Here is a 14,798-nt window from a genome sequence, read left to right as displayed (position 1 = left end):
CTAACCCCCGTCCTCTCACACCACCGTACGTACCGTTCGGTATACGGCGGTTCACCAAGCTTGACGAATGTCAAAATATCGCTGTGTTAAGCTTTTGAGCCCTTGTTGTTGCCAGTAGGCAATGCCGAGGGCTTTGTGTATATGCGGAGTCTTTGTAGTACGCCATGCCCCCTTGCGGGTGTTTGCAATTTCAATTGCTTTTGTGTGAGATATACCAAGAGAACGGAGTTCTCGATATCTGGTTCTCACTCGTTTCCACTGCGTCCACAAGCAAAGACGGAGCCTACGCCTTGTCCATTCCTCAATGGATTGTAAGATTCCCTTTGCGTCTGCAAGGGCAAAATATCCAATCCAACCCATGAGATACTGGTTTAACCTTTCAACCCGTTCCTCAAGCGAGATACTCCACACTGGATTCGTGATCGTGCGGATTTTCTCTTTTAACTTGAGAAGGGATTTTGGGTGGATACGAACCGTTGTCTGTTTAACGAAAGTAAAACTAAAGCCAAGGAATTTACGTTTCCACGGCCGGTCCACCGCACTTTTCTCCTCATTTACTTTTAGCCTAAGCACCTTTTCCAAGTAATCTTTCATGCTCTTCTTAACCCGTTCTCCTGCTCGTCTTGTTTTCACGTAGACGTTGCAATCGTCCGCATAGCGGCAAAAGCGATGTCCCCTCTTTTCTAATTCCTTATCCAGATCATCAAGCAAGATATTTGCTAATAGTGGGCTTAGCGGTCCACCTTGCGGTGTCCCCTCACTTGAGGTAGTACAGATTCCTTTTATCATGACACCTGCGTTTAGATAGGATCGAATCAGCTTTAGAAGGCGCTTGTCTTGGATTTTACGAGCCACGCGGCTCATCAGGATATCATGGTTGACACGATCAAAGAATTTCTCTAGATCGATGTCCACCACGAATCTGTATCCTTCCCTGATATACGCTTGCGCTTTCCTTACTGCCATGTGGGCGCTACGTTTCGGGCGAAATCCGTAACTGGACTCCGAGAAGGTGGGATCGAAGATCGGTGTTAATACTTGGAGGATGGCTTGCTGGATGAAGCGGTCCACCACGGTGGGAATGCCTAATAACCTTACGCCTCCGTCAGGTTTCGGGATTTCGACTCTGCGGACAGGTGAAGGTCGATAGGTTCCTCTTTCCAATTCCTCACGGATAGTTTGCCAGTGTTCGTGTAGATAGTCGCGTAGTTGTTCGGTTGAAACACCATCGACTCCACCAACACCTTTGTTTGCTTCTACTCGTTGAAGTGCCATCCGTAAGTTTTCCCGTGATAAAACTTTCTCCAGCAAGTCCATAACGATATTCCTTCCTTCGCACATGCGGGTTCCGTGTTTGCTGAACGATACTCAGCCCTCTTTTGTACCCTCGGGGCTTCACCCCTGCTCTTCAAAAGTAGTTCCTTTCTGGAATTCTGCTTCGACGTATCGTAACAAAAGACATGGATCGCGTGCTGACTTGATGTTCAGCCCTTCCCCATTCAAGCGTCCTCTACTCGGGTACTATGGCCTCTGCTGACTTCTGCATGTTCAGCGCCTCCTTACGGAGGCGGTTACCAACAGTTGAAGGCGTTCCATGCAGACCTCCCCAGGTAAGAACGATAACTTTCATCCCATGTACCTGCCCAAGTTTACTGCTGTATCCCTTGGCTGTATGGGGCTTTGTCTTGTTTAGCAGACTCGCCCGAATACAACAGCCTCAAATTGGGTTCGTGTACCTCAGGTCGGGATTTTGCCGCTGGCTTCCTTCAGATTCGACCTCACGGTCGACACCCTTGCCTTGAGCTAACGGTTGGGACAGCCACCCCCCGTTCGGGACTTCCACCCTATAGCTATCGCCCATGCTGGGCGCACCAAAAGGAGAGCCCGGCTCAATCTTGAGCGGGCTCTTTCTTCTTGCGCAATCCGCGAAAAAAATCTTTCAGCAGTTGACCGCATTCGTCGGCCAGTACTCCCGGGATCACCGGAACCTGATGGTTGAAGCGTTCCTCATGAAGCAGATTCATCAAGGTGCCGGCACAGCCTGCTTTGGGATCGCTTGCCCCGAAAACGACCTGTTCCACCCGGCTTTGGACGAGCGCCCCAGCACACATGGGGCAAGGCTCCAGCGTAACGTAGAGCGTACACCCGATCAGCCGCCAGCCGCCGAGACGGGCACTTGCCTCGCGGATCGCGATCATCTCTGCATGCAGGGTCGGGTCCTTCTTTGTCTCTCGCAGGTTGTACCCGCGCCCCACGATTTCTCCGTTTCGTACAATCACCGCCCCAATCGGCACTTCACCCAGCGCAGCCGCTTTTTGGGCCTCTTCCATCGCCGCTCTCATGTATCTTTCATGAATGGCTTCCTGATCGGGCAAGTCTTGCGGGACTTGTGGATCTTGTGGGTCTTGCCTGTCTTGCGGGTGCTGCTTCTGCTGATCTTGCTGATTTAACCACTCTTTCTTATTCTCTACGTTCACTTTGCTTCAAAAACTCCCTCAAAGACGGTTTCGGACAACTCCCGGCGGCTGGATGGCTTCTCCCTCTCCTGCAACGCTTCCGGCAGGGCTTCCTTCTCCCCTTGGTAACCAATCGCAATGACGGCATGCAGCTCATAGTCAGCAGGGACACTCAGCACCTCACGCGCTTTTTCCGGGTCAAAGCCGCCCATGGCATGGGTAACCAAGCCTTTTTTCGTGGCTTCCAGCGCCAGATAGCCCCAAGCTGCCCCCGCATCAAATGCATGCGAGCGCAAATGATCGCCCCGGCTATTGATGGTTTTGGACAAAATCAGCGCAAGCACGGGTGCTTTTTCACACCAGATGCGATTTCCCTCCGCAATAAAGGAATAAAAACGCTGCTTGTCCTCCGGCGTACGCGCAATCATAAACCTCCACGGCTGCTCATTGCTTCCGGAGGGTGCCCAGCGTGCCGCTTCAAACAGACTAAACAGCACCTCATCTGCTATTTGATCCTCCTTATAAGAACGAGGAGACCATCTGTTCAGAAAAACAGGATCGATCTCGTATGCGGCTGTACGATGCTCTTCTACCTGAGGCAAATAACTTTTGGTCATGCTTTCAACCTCCCGAATGTAGTGTTGGATTGATCATGGTTTTAGCAGGAACAGTTTTGTCTATCGCCACTCACATACTCTCCGCCTGATTACATACATTAACAGTGTAAGCAGCGTGATTGTCATCTAAGCTCACCCGAGGGGGGATGTGAGTGGGATTAACCGATGAAAGCCCCGATATGTTCGAACGATTTCACAGTCCATCGCGAGGGCTTTTGGACAAGGCCGATGTTTTTTCCAACATTGAGCAAACGGTAGCCACCAGTAACGATAGCTATGAGTTGATTGTGGGAGCAGATTCCCAACTGCGCAGCAGGGGGACGTTTTTTGCAATCGTCATTACACTGATCCGGCAAGGCCGCGGCGGTATGTTTTTTTACCACAAATTTCAGGAGCGACGCTATCCCTCCCTGCAGCAGCGCATCTTCCAAGAGGCGATGTATGCAGTAGGGCTGGCTACTGAGCTGCGGCAATATTTGCATGAACACGAGATCGACATCCCGATACGGCTCCATTTTGACATTGGAAAAAACGGTCCTACTCGCAAGTTTATCCATTCGCTGCTCAGCCTAGCAGAAACCAACCATTTTCGGGCAGAGATCAAGCCGCATTCATTCTGCGCCTCGACCATCGCCGACAAATTCACCAAATAGCCGGTTGGGTCAGCCTTGCGGATCGCGCTCGTGCGTTCCGCATTTTTTGTTCGCGGGAACCCTGCCCGGTGCTTTGGTTTGCTTCCTTTCTTTGTCATATTCGTTTTGATGCCGTTTCATTCCTTCCTCGATATGGGCCAAAAAGCAGTTTCGAAATCCATTGACATCCCCTTTTCCCTGACTTATCATTAGGGTAAATTTAAGCGCTTTCATAATGGCGTGTTACTGGTAAAGCAGGCACGAGCCGAAGAGATCTTTTTTTCTAAAAAAGGTTTTTTCGGCTCTTTTTGTTAGACAAGGCAGGTGGTGGAGGTTGTCTCGCGAACAGGATGTCCCGCACACGATCACACGGGTTTTCAATCACAATGTTCTGATGGCCAAAGATCCGGTCTCTTGCCAAGAGATTGTCCTGTTTGGAAAGGGGATCGGCTTTGGAGCAAAAGCAGGAAACATGATTTTTCCCTATGACGCTCGCGTCGAAAAGCGATTCCGCTTGGAAAATGAGAGTCACCAACAGCAATACCAGACGGTTTTGAATCAGGTGGACCCGGCAATTGTCGGTATCGCGGAAGAGATCATTGCCCTGATTGCGAAGGAAATTACACCCACGTTGAACGAGCACGTCCATGTCGCCCTGCCTGATCACATCCAGTTCGCCATCTATCGCCTGAAAAACGGCATGGAAATCGTCAACCCGTTCCTCTTTGAGATTCAAACGCTGTACAACAAGGAATTTGCGCTAGCCAAACGGGCGGCTGAGATGATCAGAGACTCGTTTTCCCTGGAAATTCCCGAAAGCGAAATCGGATTTTTGGCCCTGCATATTCATTCTGCTGTCAGCTACACGCCGGTGAGCAAAGCGGTCAGATTTACCAATCTGTTAAAGGAGCTTGTCGGGCTGATCGAACAACGGATCGGCAAAGCAGTGGAGCGCAGTACAGTGGACTATGTTCGACTGATCACACATTTGCGATTTGCCTGTGAGCGTATCCGCCAGCAAAAATCGATCCACCATCCGCTGCTGGACCGCGTCAAGGGATCGATCCCCGAGTCCTACCGGCTGGCAGAGGAGCTTGCCGGGCATATCGCAACCAAGCTGGATGTGATCGTACCGGAGGATGAGATCGGCTACATGGCCATGCACGTATTCCGGCTGACCAATCAGCCGCCCGAATAAGGCTTTTTACAACTTCATCATCATTCAGCGTGTTACTAGTTCGACTAGGCATGAGCGGAGAAAACGGTACAGCACACGAAAGGCTGCTGTATCTTGGTCCGTTCATGCTTTTTTCGTACTTCCATCTAGAAAAGGAGGCGCCTATGTTACGCAGTTTCTTTTCCCGGAAAAAACAGCAGCAAGAATTGACGCTCCTCGCCCCGCTGACAGGCCAGGTCATTCCTTTGGAAAAAGTACCTGATCCCGTCTTTGCCCAAAGGGTGGCGGGGGACGGCGTTGCCATTTTGCCCAGCGAAGGTCTGCTGCTGTCTCCCCTGAACGGGACCGTCACTCACCTGTTCCCAACCTATCACGCCATAGCCCTGACGAGCGAAAGCGGCTTGGAAATTTTGCTTCACATCGGAATCGATACAGTCAAATTGAAAGGAAGCGGATTTACCGCCCATGTAGGCAAAGGGGACAAAGTAAACGCCGGCGACAAGCTGATTTCCTTTGACCTGGAGGTTCTGCGAAAAGCCGGTTGCCCGATCGTTACCCCGATTGTCATTACAAACATGGAGCTGGTGATGCAACAAATGATTGTGGCTCCCGCCCATGTACAGGCAGGACAGGAATCACTGTTAAAAGTCGTGGTCAAAGGAGGCTCATCATGATCCAGTTTGAGGTCATCATCAAAGCGGAGGGCGGACTGCATGCACGTCCGGCTGCCCTCCTCGTCAATTGTGTCGCCCAATCACAGTCAAAAGTATTCCTGATTCGCAAGCAGGATCAAAAGCGGGTCGACGCAAGAAGCATCCTGGGCATTATGACGCTGGGTACGGTTCAAGGAGATCAGCTTTTGATTGAAATTGACGGACCCGATGAGGCGCAAGTGTCCGAGGCGATTCGGGAATTGTTTGAAGAGTCGTAGGCGGAACATAGGCAACTCCATAGTCGAAGCATCTCAAATCCCTTCCAATAATCGAAGCATTTCAAATCATTTGCGAACACGTCCTGCACAAACGAAACGGGCTTGTTGTTTTCTATCTTTGGTCAGACATGCTGCTCCCGCTACCGATTGTCTTTTTCCATCCCTCATTCATCCTACCGGCGGGCAGCGATCTGATAGATCAAACAAGATGGAAAAGGAGGTTTTGTTATGCTGGCTTTTTTGCAACGGATCGGGAAAGCGCTCATGCTCCCGGTCGCGACACTTCCGGCTGCCGCCCTGTTGGTTTCCTTCGGTCTTCTGGATTACGAAAAGAACATCCCGCTCGGGGCGGCATTAGGCGGCTTCCTCAATCAGTACGTCGCACCCTTTTTACTGGCAGGCGGCTTGGCGATCCTCGATAACCTCGCGTTGATTTTCGCCGTAGGCGTCGCCATTGGTCTGGCCCGCGATGCGGTTGCCGCTCTGGCAGCTGTTATGGCCTATCACGTACTGTTGGCGATTTTGGCAAGGGTGCCGGCGGCTATGCCATTCATTGATGACAACGTCGTACTGAAGATGGGAGTGTTTGGCGGGATTCTGGCGGGAGGCGTGGCTGCCTACTGCTATAACAAGTATCACGATGTGAAAATGCCTGAATGGCTGGGATTCTTTAGCGGAAAACGGTTTGTTCCGATCGTTACCTCTCTGAGCATGGTCGTCATTGCTTTTGTAATCGGCATGGTCTGGGCTCCCATTCAAGAAGTACTGGATGCTTTCGGAAACTGGGTGGTCAGCCTGGGAGCGATTGGCTCCGGAATCTTTCTGTTCTTTAACCGGCTGCTCATCCCGCTCGGACTTCACCACGTGCTGAACGCCATCGCCTGGTTTCAGATCGGCTCGTATACCGATGCGGCAGGCAACGTCGTTCATGGCGATTTGCACCGATTCTTTGCCGGTGATCCCTCCGCCGGGATGTTTATGGCTGGCTTCTTCCCGATCATGATGTTTGCCTTGCCGGGTGCCGCTCTGGCGATGATTCACACCGCCAAGCCGGGAAAACGGAAATTGATTGCTTCTGTCTTCATGGCCGCTGCTCTTTCCTCTATCCTCACGGGAATTACGGAGCCGCTCGAATTTGCCTTCATGTTTGCCGCACCAATCCTCTATGTGGTTCACGCCCTCTTGACAGGAATCTCCGGCGTGATCGTGACATCCCTCGGTATCAAGCACGGCTTCAGTTTTTCAGCCGGTCTCATCGACTATCTCGTCAATTATCACTTCTCTACCAACGCACTGCTCATCATTCCTGTCGGTCTTTGCTTTGCCATCGTTTACTACGTCCTGTTCCGCATCATCATCGTAAAGTTCAATCTGAAAACGCTGGGTCGGGAGGATGACGACGAAGAGCATGAAACCGCATCGGCCAACACCAGCATTCAGGAGAAGGCGCGGAATGTGCTGGCCTGCATCGGCGGCAAGGAAAACGTGGTCAGCGTAGACGCCTGCATCACCCGTCTCCGTCTGGTTCTGAAGAATGACAAAGGGATCAATGAAAAAGGGCTGCGGGAGCTGGGAGCAGCCGGGGTAATCAAGCTGGGTCAAGGCAGTGTACAGGTGGTGTTTGGGACACAGTCGGAGGCGTTAAAAGACGAGATCAACAAACTGTAGACCAGAAAGGACGGGAATCATGGTCAGCAAGCGATTACTGGATTGCACGGCATCTGACTTTGCGCAGATGACCGGGCAGGATTTGAAACAAGCGATCAAAGCATCCGAGGGACGCAGCCTGATAGCCGAAGTCATCAGCGCCACCCCGCCCCTCTATCCCAGCGTGACCAATGCGGAGCTGGCTGCAGCTTTTGGCGCGGACATGATCCTGCTCAATTTCTTTGACGTACAATCTCCTTGCATAAAAGGGCTGCCGGACTGCCGGCCGAAGGAAGTAGTGCACCTGCTAAAACGGCTGACTGGCAGACCGGTTGGACTCAATCTGGAACCGGTTGATCCGCACGCCAGACAAGCGGAAGAGCTTTCCGTGCTCCCGCCGGGCAGACTGGCTACTGCGGAAACCTTTTCGCTGGCGAAACAGTTGGGCTTTGATTTTGTCTGTCTGACCGGGAATCCCAAAACAGGGGTGACCAACAGCGAAATTGAGGGAGCGATCCGTACCGCCCGTGCAGTGATGGGCGCAGAAATGCTGGTGATCGCGGGGAAAATGCATGGGGCTGGTGTAGAAGGAGAAACGGGTGGTTGTCTGGTGGCAGAGGAGGCGATTCAACGCTTTGCGGAAGCAGGAGCGGATATCATCCTGCTTCCTTCTCCCGGCACCATTCCCGGTATCACACTGGATGTCGCCAAAAAGCTGGTGGATCTGGTCCATGCACAAGGGGCTATGGCTCTGTTGGCGACGGGAACCAGTCAGGAAGGCTCCGATGAAGCGACCATTCGTCAAATCGCCCTTCACAGCAAAATGGCCGGCGCCGATCTGTATCACATCGGAGATGCCGGGTACAGCGGGATTGCGATCCCGGAAAATATCATGCATTACTCCATAACCGTCCGGGGCAAGCGCCACACGTATGTCCGCATGGCCTCGTCGGTTATCCGTTAGAAACAGACAGGTCTTTGTTTCAAATGACTAACAGGATTACAAATTGACATGTGATTGTTTTTTAAAGCGGTTCTTCTGAGAGAACCGCCTTTTTCTATTCGCTCTGTTTCGCTCTGTTTGCTCTGTTCGCGCTATTCAGTTCAAACCAAATTCCAGCGCATCTGCCACAGCTTTTGTTAGCTGGTGATTCTTTCAGTAACTCCTTCTACCTGATCCACGTTTCGGCCATCTGCTCCTTTTCTTCAACCTGCTTTTCAAACCGCTCCAGACGCTGGAGAAATTCGTTGCAGGCCGGCACACTTTTCGGTGCCATCATACCGAGCTCATAGGCAATCGTTCTTTTCCATATTTCTAGCTGTCTTCGATTGGCTTCTTGAACATTCACCTCTTTCCACCCCTCGCGACATCATTGACTACATGATTGATACCATTCCATTTTCTCTTTGTTATAACAGCAAATATAGACAAATGAACAAATCGCGAAGCTGACAATTCAGTTTGCGTGCCAGTATGGGGAGATGATTTGCCTTGAAATCATAATCCCCCTTTTCGTATTTCAGGTACGTCGATGCGTTTTTAAATCCCAGCGATTCCGCCATCTCTTTTAACGTAATGCCGATTTCGATCCTCCTTCGCGCGATGAACTTCAGGTTTATCCTCTCCAACGGAAAACCCCCTCTATTTGCCAATTTAGCAAATTGATCTCATCCATATATTACCTTTTCATATTCAGCAAAGTCAAGTACAACCTTGTCATTTCGACAAAAAACTGTTTTCCATAATGGAAAATTGGTAGAATATAGTTGCATAAATCGAAAGGTTGTGGGTGGTATGTCAATTGTCGGTCAACGGATTAAATACCTGCGGGAAAGATGCAAATGGTCCCAAATCCAATTGGCCGAGAAGCTGGGCATCCATAATACCGTACTGTCCCGGATTGAGTCAGGGGAGAAGAAAAGCGTGGATAACTACCTGATATCCAAAGCGGCAGACGTCTTTGAGGTGACAACCGACTTTTTGCTGGGAAAAACGGACAACCCTGCTCCGTATTGGACAAAGAAAGTGACGATATCAGAAGAACATGCCTCGTACCTGGATGTAGAGGGGCTTACAGACGCAGAAATAGAAGAAGTGAAAAAGCATATTGCCTACCTCAAGTGGAAAGCTCTTCATCCCGAAAAATAAGAGAGCGTACGCTTTTGCCTGGGGATACCGCTTGCGTAATGAAAAAGGAATGAGAAAAGGTGCTGGACGATTCGATCCAGCACCTTATTTATCGTGTAGAAAATTGGCAACGACATCACAGCGATGTATGATCATCCAGCTCCATCCACGTCTGAGACCATTGCTCAATCCCCAGAAGAACCGGTTTAAGGGCTTGCCCCTTTTCCGTAAGCGAATACTCTACCCGGATTGGCGCGGAATCGGTGTACACATGTCGATGTACCATTCCTTCCTTTTCCAAATCCTTCAAACGCTCAGACAATAGTCTTCCGCTGATGGGAAGCGCCTCTTCAATCGCACAAAATCGCTGGGGGCCCAAAAGCAGTTGATGCAGAATCAAACCCGTCCAGCGCTTCCCCAGGAGCTGCATACCTTTTTCAAACTTCGGACAGAGAGAGGACTGCTTCATTGTCATCACCTCGATTCATTTCCAGTATACCGCTCTTTTTCTATTCCTTCAAAGGATTGACGGAATAAGATTATTAATGTAAACTAACTTACTATAAGTAATTAGATTACTAATTGTATATTTCGGGAGGTAGCTTTTATGGAAAGTTCATTCGATCGACGCACGGAGTGGGGACTCTTGCTGGTGCGTGTGGTTGTCGGGATATCATTTGTCTTGCACGGATTGTCCAAATTTCAGATGGGGCTTGATCAAGTAGCTGGTTGGTTTGCAAGCATGGGCATTCCCGGTTTTTTGGCCTACGCAGTTGCGTTTGTGGAGCTGATTGGCGGCATCGGCTTGATTCTCGGGGCAGGGACCCGGGTCTGGGCTGCATTATTGGCCGTCGTCATCGCCGTGGCTACATTCAAGGTAAAGATTGCTAATGGCTTTTTGGGCGGAGAGAGCGGTCCCGGCTATGAACTGGAGCTCCTGCTTCTGGCGATGCTGCTGCTTCTGGTTCTTGCCAAGCGTTCTGCCTTTTCGCTTGATCACGTATTTGCAAGCAAGGCTCGCACCCACAAGTAAATCCTTGTTTTATCAGGTAAAAACCGAATGCTCCCGGGGATTAACGGGGCATTCGTTTTTTTCGTGAGAGTTATTGGACAATCTCTTTCTAATCTGGCATGTTCTTTGGCTTCCCGACACATGCTAGTAACGAGAAGGAGGTGAGTTCTCGATGTCTGATCAACAAAATCGGAGTGAAATCATTTTTCATACGGAAACCAAAGTGCCCGTGGGTTCGACCGACAAGCGAAAAGTGAGAAGATTGCCGTCAGACGAGCTGTATCCTCTCCCCCGTCCTCATCCTGTTCCTTGGCAGGAGGACTAGGTCGTCCCTTTCGTCCTTACATAGAGTTGCTGGAGAAACCGTTTGAGGTTGCTGCAGAAACTGTTTGAGCATAGCGAGATGAACCACACATCCAATCCATCAGGAGGGCTTTACTCTGAAACGCATATCGATACTCACCGTTTTTGTCTTGCTCTTGTCTCTGTTTACCCTGCAAGCGGCTGCCTACCAGGAGGTTCCCCACCATTTCGGGTTTAAAAAGAGCAAAGGCGGGCAGCTTCCCTCGATTGACCAAGAGGGCTTTAAGAACATTATTGATAAACACGGCGCTATTTTTACGGGAGATACCTCCAAAAAAGAGCTGTTTCTTACGTTTGACAATGGCTATGAAAATGGGTACACCGCCCGCATTCTCGATACGTTGAAGGAAAAAAAGGTACCAGCTATTTTTTTTGTGACCGGTCATTATGTGAAGGATCAGCCAGAATTGCTGAAACGGATGCGTGCCGAGGGACATCTGATCGGTAATCATTCCTGGAGCCATCCCGATATGACCAAAGTAGCCAATCCCAAGATTAAAGAAGAGCTGGACAAGGTAAAAGAAGCCGTCACCCAGGTAACCGGGCAAAAGGAGATGCAGTTTTTGCGTCCGCCTCGGGGAATTTTCAGCGAGCGGACACTGGCCGTTAGCAAAGACTTGGGCTATACCAATGTTTTCTGGTCGATTGCCTACAAGGACTGGGATACGAAGACGCAAAGAGGCTGGAAGTACGCTTACGACAACGTGACGGCCCAGCTCCATCCCGGTGCGGTAATCCTGCTTCATTCCGTTTCCAAGGACAATGCCGACGCTTTGGGCAGTATTATTGATGCAGCACGCAAACAAGGCTATGAATTCAAAGCTCTCGATCAGCTCCGGCCTGTTCCCCCGCTCGTGACCCCTTAGCTTAGTGAGGCTGCTGGCCGGCTCCGACAATAGAACCTGAGGAACCTGCCGTCAGATAGGTCGGCAGGTTTTTGCTGTGTAAATGGGAGGGCTTTTCGCAGCTGCCTTTCCGGGGACCCGCTCGGGCTTCGGCGCATAGGATGGTATAGAGAATAACGGTTCCCTACAGACTTCAAGGGAGGTGCTTTTCATACCGTCCTACCAGATACGCATCTCAATCAACGCGCTGCGCCTGGACCTGTATGACGGCAATCGACTGGTCCGCTCTTTCCCGGTCGGCCTGGGGAAGCTGGCCACCTCTACCCCTCACGGCGACTTTACGATCATCAGCAAGGTTCCGTACCCTAATTCCTATCCGGGGGGCCCGCTTTCTGTTTTTGGCACCTATTGGCTGGGGCTTAGCAAACCCCACTATGGCATTCACGGTACGAACAACCCGGCATCGATCGGCCACTATGTGTCACACGGATGCATACGAATGTACAACCAGGACGTAAATACCCTGGCCAGATTAGTGCCCATCGGTACGCCCGTCAAAATCAGGCAGAATTAACCTCGTCAACGCACCGGCCGGGTATCAACCGCTTTTTTTGACGATTCCTGCTGGAGACACAGCCAGGATATTCTCTATATCGAAAACACGTGGCGCCCGTCGTGTCAGGCAATATGCTTTAATCTTCGAGCCGATGATCGCTTGCAGGCGCAGTGTGCGCTTACTGATTTTTCCGGATCGGTCCTGGTAGATGATCTCCACCAACTGACCCGCAGACAGGTATTTCTTCATTTCATTAATCATGTCAGCACCCCTGAACAGGAACGTTTGTTCTTATTATATGCGAACAACATGCGAACATGCAAATAAAATGGTGCTCCTGTCTGGCACACAATACAAACGGGTAATAACAAAAAAGCTCTACTTGCCCAAAACAAAAGGCAGTAGAGCTTTTGACAAATGTCCGATTTTGACGAATCCCTCCGATGCATTGAGCTTGCGAACACCGGAGCAAGTCGTAAAATAAGAAGGAGATATATGTCTTATGAAGAACAAAGATTCTTCTCTATATGCTTATATTTTCGCAACTGTATTTCATACACATGCTGGTCCAGGAGCTGACTTAATTTTACTACTGACTCATTCGTAAAACTCCCTGTTTCTTGGACCAACAGAACAAGTTGTCGTCTCAAGTCCTCCACCGTTTGAAAAAGGGTGTCTCCGGGCTGAACTGCCAGCTCTGTACCGTACTTGGTTTGAGTTGCATGCAGCGCTCCCCCTGGAGACATTCCTTGGACGAGGTAAGAGAGAGGAACCTCTTTATCACTTAAAATTGCTACCATGAGCCCCACCCCCTTTTTCTTACAAAATAGTACAATTATAACTATACCTCGATATCCCAAAACCGCCCGACTGCGAAAAATGGAATAGTCGTATGTACCTAATCATTTTCCTCTAGAATGATTCCACATGAGAGAATACCATGACTTGGGTCACATTGTGATCAAAAGATAGCCAAAGAAACCCTTTTCCTCCCTTCTCTTTTCCAAATTCATGGTATAATATTACAAAAATTGCGAAGGGGATTTGTGACGTGAAAGCTACTGGAGTTGTGCGGAAAGTGGATGAGTTGGGACGTATTGTTCTGCCAAAGGAGCTTCGGGACATCTTTAATATCAACATAAAAGATCCACTCGAAATCTATGTGGACGGAGAGCAAATCATCTTGAAAAAGTACGAGCCTGCTTGTGTGTTTTGCGGCAGCGCCGGTATGACAACCTACTTCAAAGGCAAGCTGGTGTGCTCGAACTGTACGAGCGAAGCGAAAGGAATCGACTGATCCAGGGCTGCCCGGTTCCAAGAGGAAAAACCGCTTAGATAGGCATGCATTGTGTCCGCTTCCAGCGTTCACGGTGCGGCCTTTCTTTGTTTTGGGCCAAAAACAAACCCCCGGAAATTCCGAGGGCTGCTAATCGCAATATCTTTCGTTGTGTATCCCATTCAAAGCCATTCAAACGTTGTCTTACTGAGTAAGCAACTCATGCTTCTTGGTGATCACGTTTTCATCGCTAATGCCGTATATTTTTATTCCGACAAGCTTGAGATTGTTATTGCTGTCTAGATTTAACATTTTCTCGGTGAATTCCCGAGTTTCCTCGTTGAAAGAAAGGCTGCCTGTAACCGGTTCGATCTTGCGGGAAAATAACTTCGATATTTCAATTTTCACCTTGTCAATCTGATACCCGTTAATGAATGTCCCTTGGGAATTGGTTTCTAACATATAAAACATGTCTGCGTGAACCATCCGTGAGATGGGGGTCAAGGTCCCGTCGTTTTCCATTTTCGGAATGACAAGTTCTTTGTTATTTACGATATTCACAACCTTTTCGAACTTGGGACGCAGCGCATATACATAATCCAAAGGATGGGGGTAATTCTGCTGCCCCTGCATTCCAGCATACTGCGGTGCGCTGGCTACCCGGTCAGCACTTTCAAAACGGACCGCAGGCGTACTGTTATCCCATGTTTGAGCAATTCCAAACATATTGGCAATGGTAGCGGCCGGAACATACACGTTGCCATTGTATGTAAATGGCTCTGCCTTGTTCTGAATCTCTTTGCCGTTGGCGATGAGCTTGATATTGGCAAAGTTGACCCGAATCGATTCCGCTGCTTTTTTGGCAACGGCGCTATTGCTTCCAGCCAGCATTCCTCCTGTGAACAATAACGCTCCTGCCAAGCTTCCGATCAACACTCTTTTTGAAATATGCAAGATGGTCTCACTCCTCTACGTAGTTGCTCCTATCCATTTAACGAAGCAATCTCAAAAATTGTTGCTTTTAGTCGTATTATTCTCCCAATCATCCCCAATTGTCATTTTTTTTGCGAATCGCAGACCCCACTCAATTTCCTCGCCATCTTGTTACTCCATTCATTTGAAACAAAAAAAACACCCTCAAATTGAGAGTGTCTTTTG

Annotated in this window: 21 protein-coding genes; 12 read left to right on the top strand and 9 right to left on the bottom strand. The window is 49.7% G+C overall.

Annotated features, from left to right (window positions below; all coding sequences use genetic code 11):
- Positions 1–51: 51 nt before the first annotated feature.
- The 3 genes from ltrA to NDK47_RS00255 all read right to left on the bottom strand — a co-directional run bounded on the left by ltrA (position 52) and on the right by NDK47_RS00255 (position 3,073).
- Positions 52–1,317, bottom strand: coding sequence for a group II intron reverse transcriptase/maturase (ltrA, locus tag NDK47_RS00265; protein WP_251871428.1), 1,266 nt, complete (start codon positions 1,315–1,317; stop codon positions 52–54).
- 572 nt (positions 1,318–1,889) lie between these two features.
- Entirely contained in the window at positions 1,890–2,342 is a 453-nt protein-coding gene (gene tadA, locus NDK47_RS00260) for a tRNA adenosine(34) deaminase TadA (RefSeq protein WP_251875894.1), read from the bottom strand.
- Positions 2,343–2,473: 131 nt separating this feature from the next.
- Positions 2,474–3,073 (bottom strand): nitroreductase family protein, encoded by a 600-nt coding sequence (locus NDK47_RS00255; protein ID WP_251872939.1) that lies wholly within the window; start codon positions 3,071–3,073, stop codon positions 2,474–2,476.
- A 152-nt stretch (positions 3,074–3,225) separates the two neighbouring features.
- Here NDK47_RS00255 and NDK47_RS00250 point away from each other — a divergent pair, with 152 nt between their 5' ends.
- The 6 genes from NDK47_RS00250 (at position 3,226) to NDK47_RS00225 (ending at position 8,424) form a co-directional block, all read left to right on the top strand.
- Positions 3,226–3,726 carry a ribonuclease H-like YkuK family protein gene (locus NDK47_RS00250; RefSeq protein WP_251872938.1) on the top strand — a complete coding sequence of 167 codons (501 nt, stop codon included), beginning with the start codon at positions 3,226–3,228 and terminating at the stop codon, positions 3,724–3,726.
- A gap of 313 nt (positions 3,727–4,039) precedes the next feature.
- Complete coding sequence (gene glcT, locus NDK47_RS00245; protein ID WP_251872937.1) at positions 4,040–4,903, top strand: glucose PTS transporter transcription antiterminator GlcT; 864 nt, start codon at positions 4,040–4,042, stop codon at positions 4,901–4,903.
- Positions 4,904–5,046: 143 nt separating this feature from the next.
- On the top strand, positions 5,047–5,556 hold the full coding sequence (locus tag NDK47_RS00240) for a PTS sugar transporter subunit IIA (protein ID WP_251872936.1): 510 nt from the start codon (positions 5,047–5,049) through the stop codon (positions 5,554–5,556).
- Positions 5,553–5,813 carry an HPr family phosphocarrier protein gene (locus NDK47_RS00235; protein WP_251872935.1) on the top strand — a complete coding sequence of 87 codons (261 nt, stop codon included), beginning with the start codon at positions 5,553–5,555 and terminating at the stop codon, positions 5,811–5,813. Before NDK47_RS00240 ends, NDK47_RS00235 begins: the two co-directional genes overlap by 4 nt.
- Before the next feature lie 228 nt (positions 5,814–6,041).
- Positions 6,042–7,481 (top strand): N-acetylglucosamine-specific PTS transporter subunit IIBC, encoded by a 1,440-nt coding sequence (gene nagE / locus NDK47_RS00230; protein ID WP_251872934.1) that lies wholly within the window; start codon positions 6,042–6,044, stop codon positions 7,479–7,481.
- 19 nt (positions 7,482–7,500) lie between these two features.
- Entirely contained in the window at positions 7,501–8,424 is a 924-nt protein-coding gene (locus tag NDK47_RS00225) for a DUF7916 family protein (RefSeq protein ID WP_251872933.1), read from the top strand.
- 205 nt (positions 8,425–8,629) lie between these two features.
- On the opposite strand, the gene NDK47_RS00220 is transcribed toward NDK47_RS00225, so the two are convergent.
- Entirely contained in the window at positions 8,630–8,809 is a 180-nt protein-coding gene (locus tag NDK47_RS00220; protein ID WP_251872932.1) for a hypothetical protein, read from the bottom strand.
- A 61-nt stretch (positions 8,810–8,870) separates the two neighbouring features.
- Positions 8,871–9,089, bottom strand: a complete 219-nt coding sequence (locus tag NDK47_RS00215) for a helix-turn-helix domain-containing protein (RefSeq protein WP_251872931.1) — start codon at positions 9,087–9,089, stop codon at positions 8,871–8,873.
- Positions 9,090–9,255: 166 nt separating this feature from the next.
- Here NDK47_RS00215 and NDK47_RS00210 point away from each other — a divergent pair, with 166 nt between their 5' ends.
- The gene (locus NDK47_RS00210; RefSeq protein ID WP_251872930.1) at positions 9,256–9,609 is read left to right on the top strand and encodes a helix-turn-helix domain-containing protein; all 354 of its coding nucleotides are present in this window, start codon (positions 9,256–9,258) and stop codon (positions 9,607–9,609) included.
- Between the two features lie 115 nt (positions 9,610–9,724).
- Here NDK47_RS00210 and NDK47_RS00205 read toward each other — a convergent pair whose 3' ends face one another.
- Positions 9,725–10,057 (bottom strand): winged helix-turn-helix transcriptional regulator, encoded by a 333-nt coding sequence (locus NDK47_RS00205; protein WP_251872929.1) that lies wholly within the window; start codon positions 10,055–10,057, stop codon positions 9,725–9,727.
- A gap of 138 nt (positions 10,058–10,195) precedes the next feature.
- On the opposite strand from NDK47_RS00205, the gene NDK47_RS00200 reads away from it, so the two are divergent.
- The 4 genes from NDK47_RS00200 to NDK47_RS00185 all read left to right on the top strand — a co-directional run bounded on the left by NDK47_RS00200 (position 10,196) and on the right by NDK47_RS00185 (position 12,382).
- Positions 10,196–10,621, top strand: coding sequence for a DoxX family protein (locus NDK47_RS00200; protein WP_251872928.1), 426 nt, complete (start codon positions 10,196–10,198; stop codon positions 10,619–10,621).
- Positions 10,622–10,772: 151 nt separating this feature from the next.
- Positions 10,773–10,925: a hypothetical protein gene (locus NDK47_RS00195; protein WP_251872927.1), complete on the top strand. Its 153-nt coding sequence runs from the start codon at positions 10,773–10,775 to the stop codon at positions 10,923–10,925.
- 148 nt (positions 10,926–11,073) lie between these two features.
- Positions 11,074–11,829, top strand: coding sequence for a delta-lactam-biosynthetic de-N-acetylase (gene pdaA / locus NDK47_RS00190; protein WP_251872926.1), 756 nt, complete (start codon positions 11,074–11,076; stop codon positions 11,827–11,829).
- Between the two features lie 190 nt (positions 11,830–12,019).
- Positions 12,020–12,382, top strand: a complete 363-nt coding sequence (locus tag NDK47_RS00185) for a L,D-transpeptidase (protein ID WP_407653420.1) — start codon at positions 12,020–12,022, stop codon at positions 12,380–12,382.
- A 24-nt stretch (positions 12,383–12,406) separates the two neighbouring features.
- Here the strand turns inward: NDK47_RS00185 and NDK47_RS00180 are convergent, their stop codons facing one another.
- Together NDK47_RS00180 and NDK47_RS00175 are read right to left on the bottom strand one after the other, a co-directional pair.
- Positions 12,407–12,625, bottom strand: a complete 219-nt coding sequence (locus tag NDK47_RS00180) for a WYL domain-containing protein (RefSeq protein ID WP_251872924.1) — start codon at positions 12,623–12,625, stop codon at positions 12,407–12,409.
- Positions 12,626–12,864: 239 nt separating this feature from the next.
- The gene (locus tag NDK47_RS00175) at positions 12,865–13,164 is read right to left on the bottom strand and encodes an aspartyl-phosphate phosphatase Spo0E family protein (RefSeq protein ID WP_251872923.1); all 300 of its coding nucleotides are present in this window, start codon (positions 13,162–13,164) and stop codon (positions 12,865–12,867) included.
- 251 nt (positions 13,165–13,415) lie between these two features.
- Here NDK47_RS00175 and NDK47_RS00170 point away from each other — a divergent pair, with 251 nt between their 5' ends.
- Positions 13,416–13,661 carry an AbrB/MazE/SpoVT family DNA-binding domain-containing protein gene (locus NDK47_RS00170; RefSeq protein WP_251872922.1) on the top strand — a complete coding sequence of 82 codons (246 nt, stop codon included), beginning with the start codon at positions 13,416–13,418 and terminating at the stop codon, positions 13,659–13,661.
- A 183-nt stretch (positions 13,662–13,844) separates the two neighbouring features.
- Here the strand turns inward: NDK47_RS00170 and NDK47_RS00165 are convergent, their stop codons facing one another.
- Positions 13,845–14,594 carry a stalk domain-containing protein gene (locus NDK47_RS00165; RefSeq protein ID WP_251872921.1) on the bottom strand — a complete coding sequence of 250 codons (750 nt, stop codon included), beginning with the start codon at positions 14,592–14,594 and terminating at the stop codon, positions 13,845–13,847.
- Positions 14,595–14,798: the final 204 nt, after the last annotated feature.

The sequence above is a fragment of the Brevibacillus ruminantium genome, from assembly GCF_023746555.1.
GTDB classification, from domain to species: Bacteria; Bacillota; Bacilli; order Brevibacillales; family Brevibacillaceae; genus Brevibacillus; species Brevibacillus ruminantium.
This window is presented reverse-complemented; position numbering and strand designations above follow the sequence as displayed.

Excerpts from the sequence above, each read along its gene's own strand:
- NDK47_RS00200 (WP_251872928.1), top strand. The coding sequence starts at position 10,196 with ATGGAAAGTTCATTCGATCGACGCACGGAGTGGGGACTCTTGCTGGTG.
- NDK47_RS00175 (WP_251872923.1), bottom strand. The coding sequence starts at position 13,164 with ATGGTAGCAATTTTAAGTGATAAAGAGGTTCCTCTCTCTTACCTCGTC.
- NDK47_RS00210 (WP_251872930.1), top strand. The coding sequence starts at position 9,256 with ATGTCAATTGTCGGTCAACGGATTAAATACCTGCGGGAAAGATGCAAA.
- NDK47_RS00225 (WP_251872933.1), top strand. The coding sequence starts at position 7,501 with ATGGTCAGCAAGCGATTACTGGATTGCACGGCATCTGACTTTGCGCAG.
- NDK47_RS00235 (WP_251872935.1), top strand. The coding sequence starts at position 5,553 with ATGATCCAGTTTGAGGTCATCATCAAAGCGGAGGGCGGACTGCATGCA.
- nagE (WP_251872934.1), top strand. The coding sequence starts at position 6,042 with ATGCTGGCTTTTTTGCAACGGATCGGGAAAGCGCTCATGCTCCCGGTC.
- tadA (WP_251875894.1), bottom strand. The coding sequence starts at position 2,342 with ATGAGAGCGGCGATGGAAGAGGCCCAAAAAGCGGCTGCGCTGGGTGAA.
- ltrA (WP_251871428.1), bottom strand. The coding sequence starts at position 1,317 with ATGGACTTGCTGGAGAAAGTTTTATCACGGGAAAACTTACGGATGGCA.
- NDK47_RS00255 (WP_251872939.1), bottom strand. The coding sequence starts at position 3,073 with ATGACCAAAAGTTATTTGCCTCAGGTAGAAGAGCATCGTACAGCCGCA.
- NDK47_RS00240 (WP_251872936.1), top strand. The coding sequence starts at position 5,047 with ATGTTACGCAGTTTCTTTTCCCGGAAAAAACAGCAGCAAGAATTGACG.
- NDK47_RS00195 (WP_251872927.1), top strand. The coding sequence starts at position 10,773 with ATGTCTGATCAACAAAATCGGAGTGAAATCATTTTTCATACGGAAACC.
- NDK47_RS00180 (WP_251872924.1), bottom strand. The coding sequence starts at position 12,625 with ATGATTAATGAAATGAAGAAATACCTGTCTGCGGGTCAGTTGGTGGAG.
- NDK47_RS00205 (WP_251872929.1), bottom strand. The coding sequence starts at position 10,057 with ATGAAGCAGTCCTCTCTCTGTCCGAAGTTTGAAAAAGGTATGCAGCTC.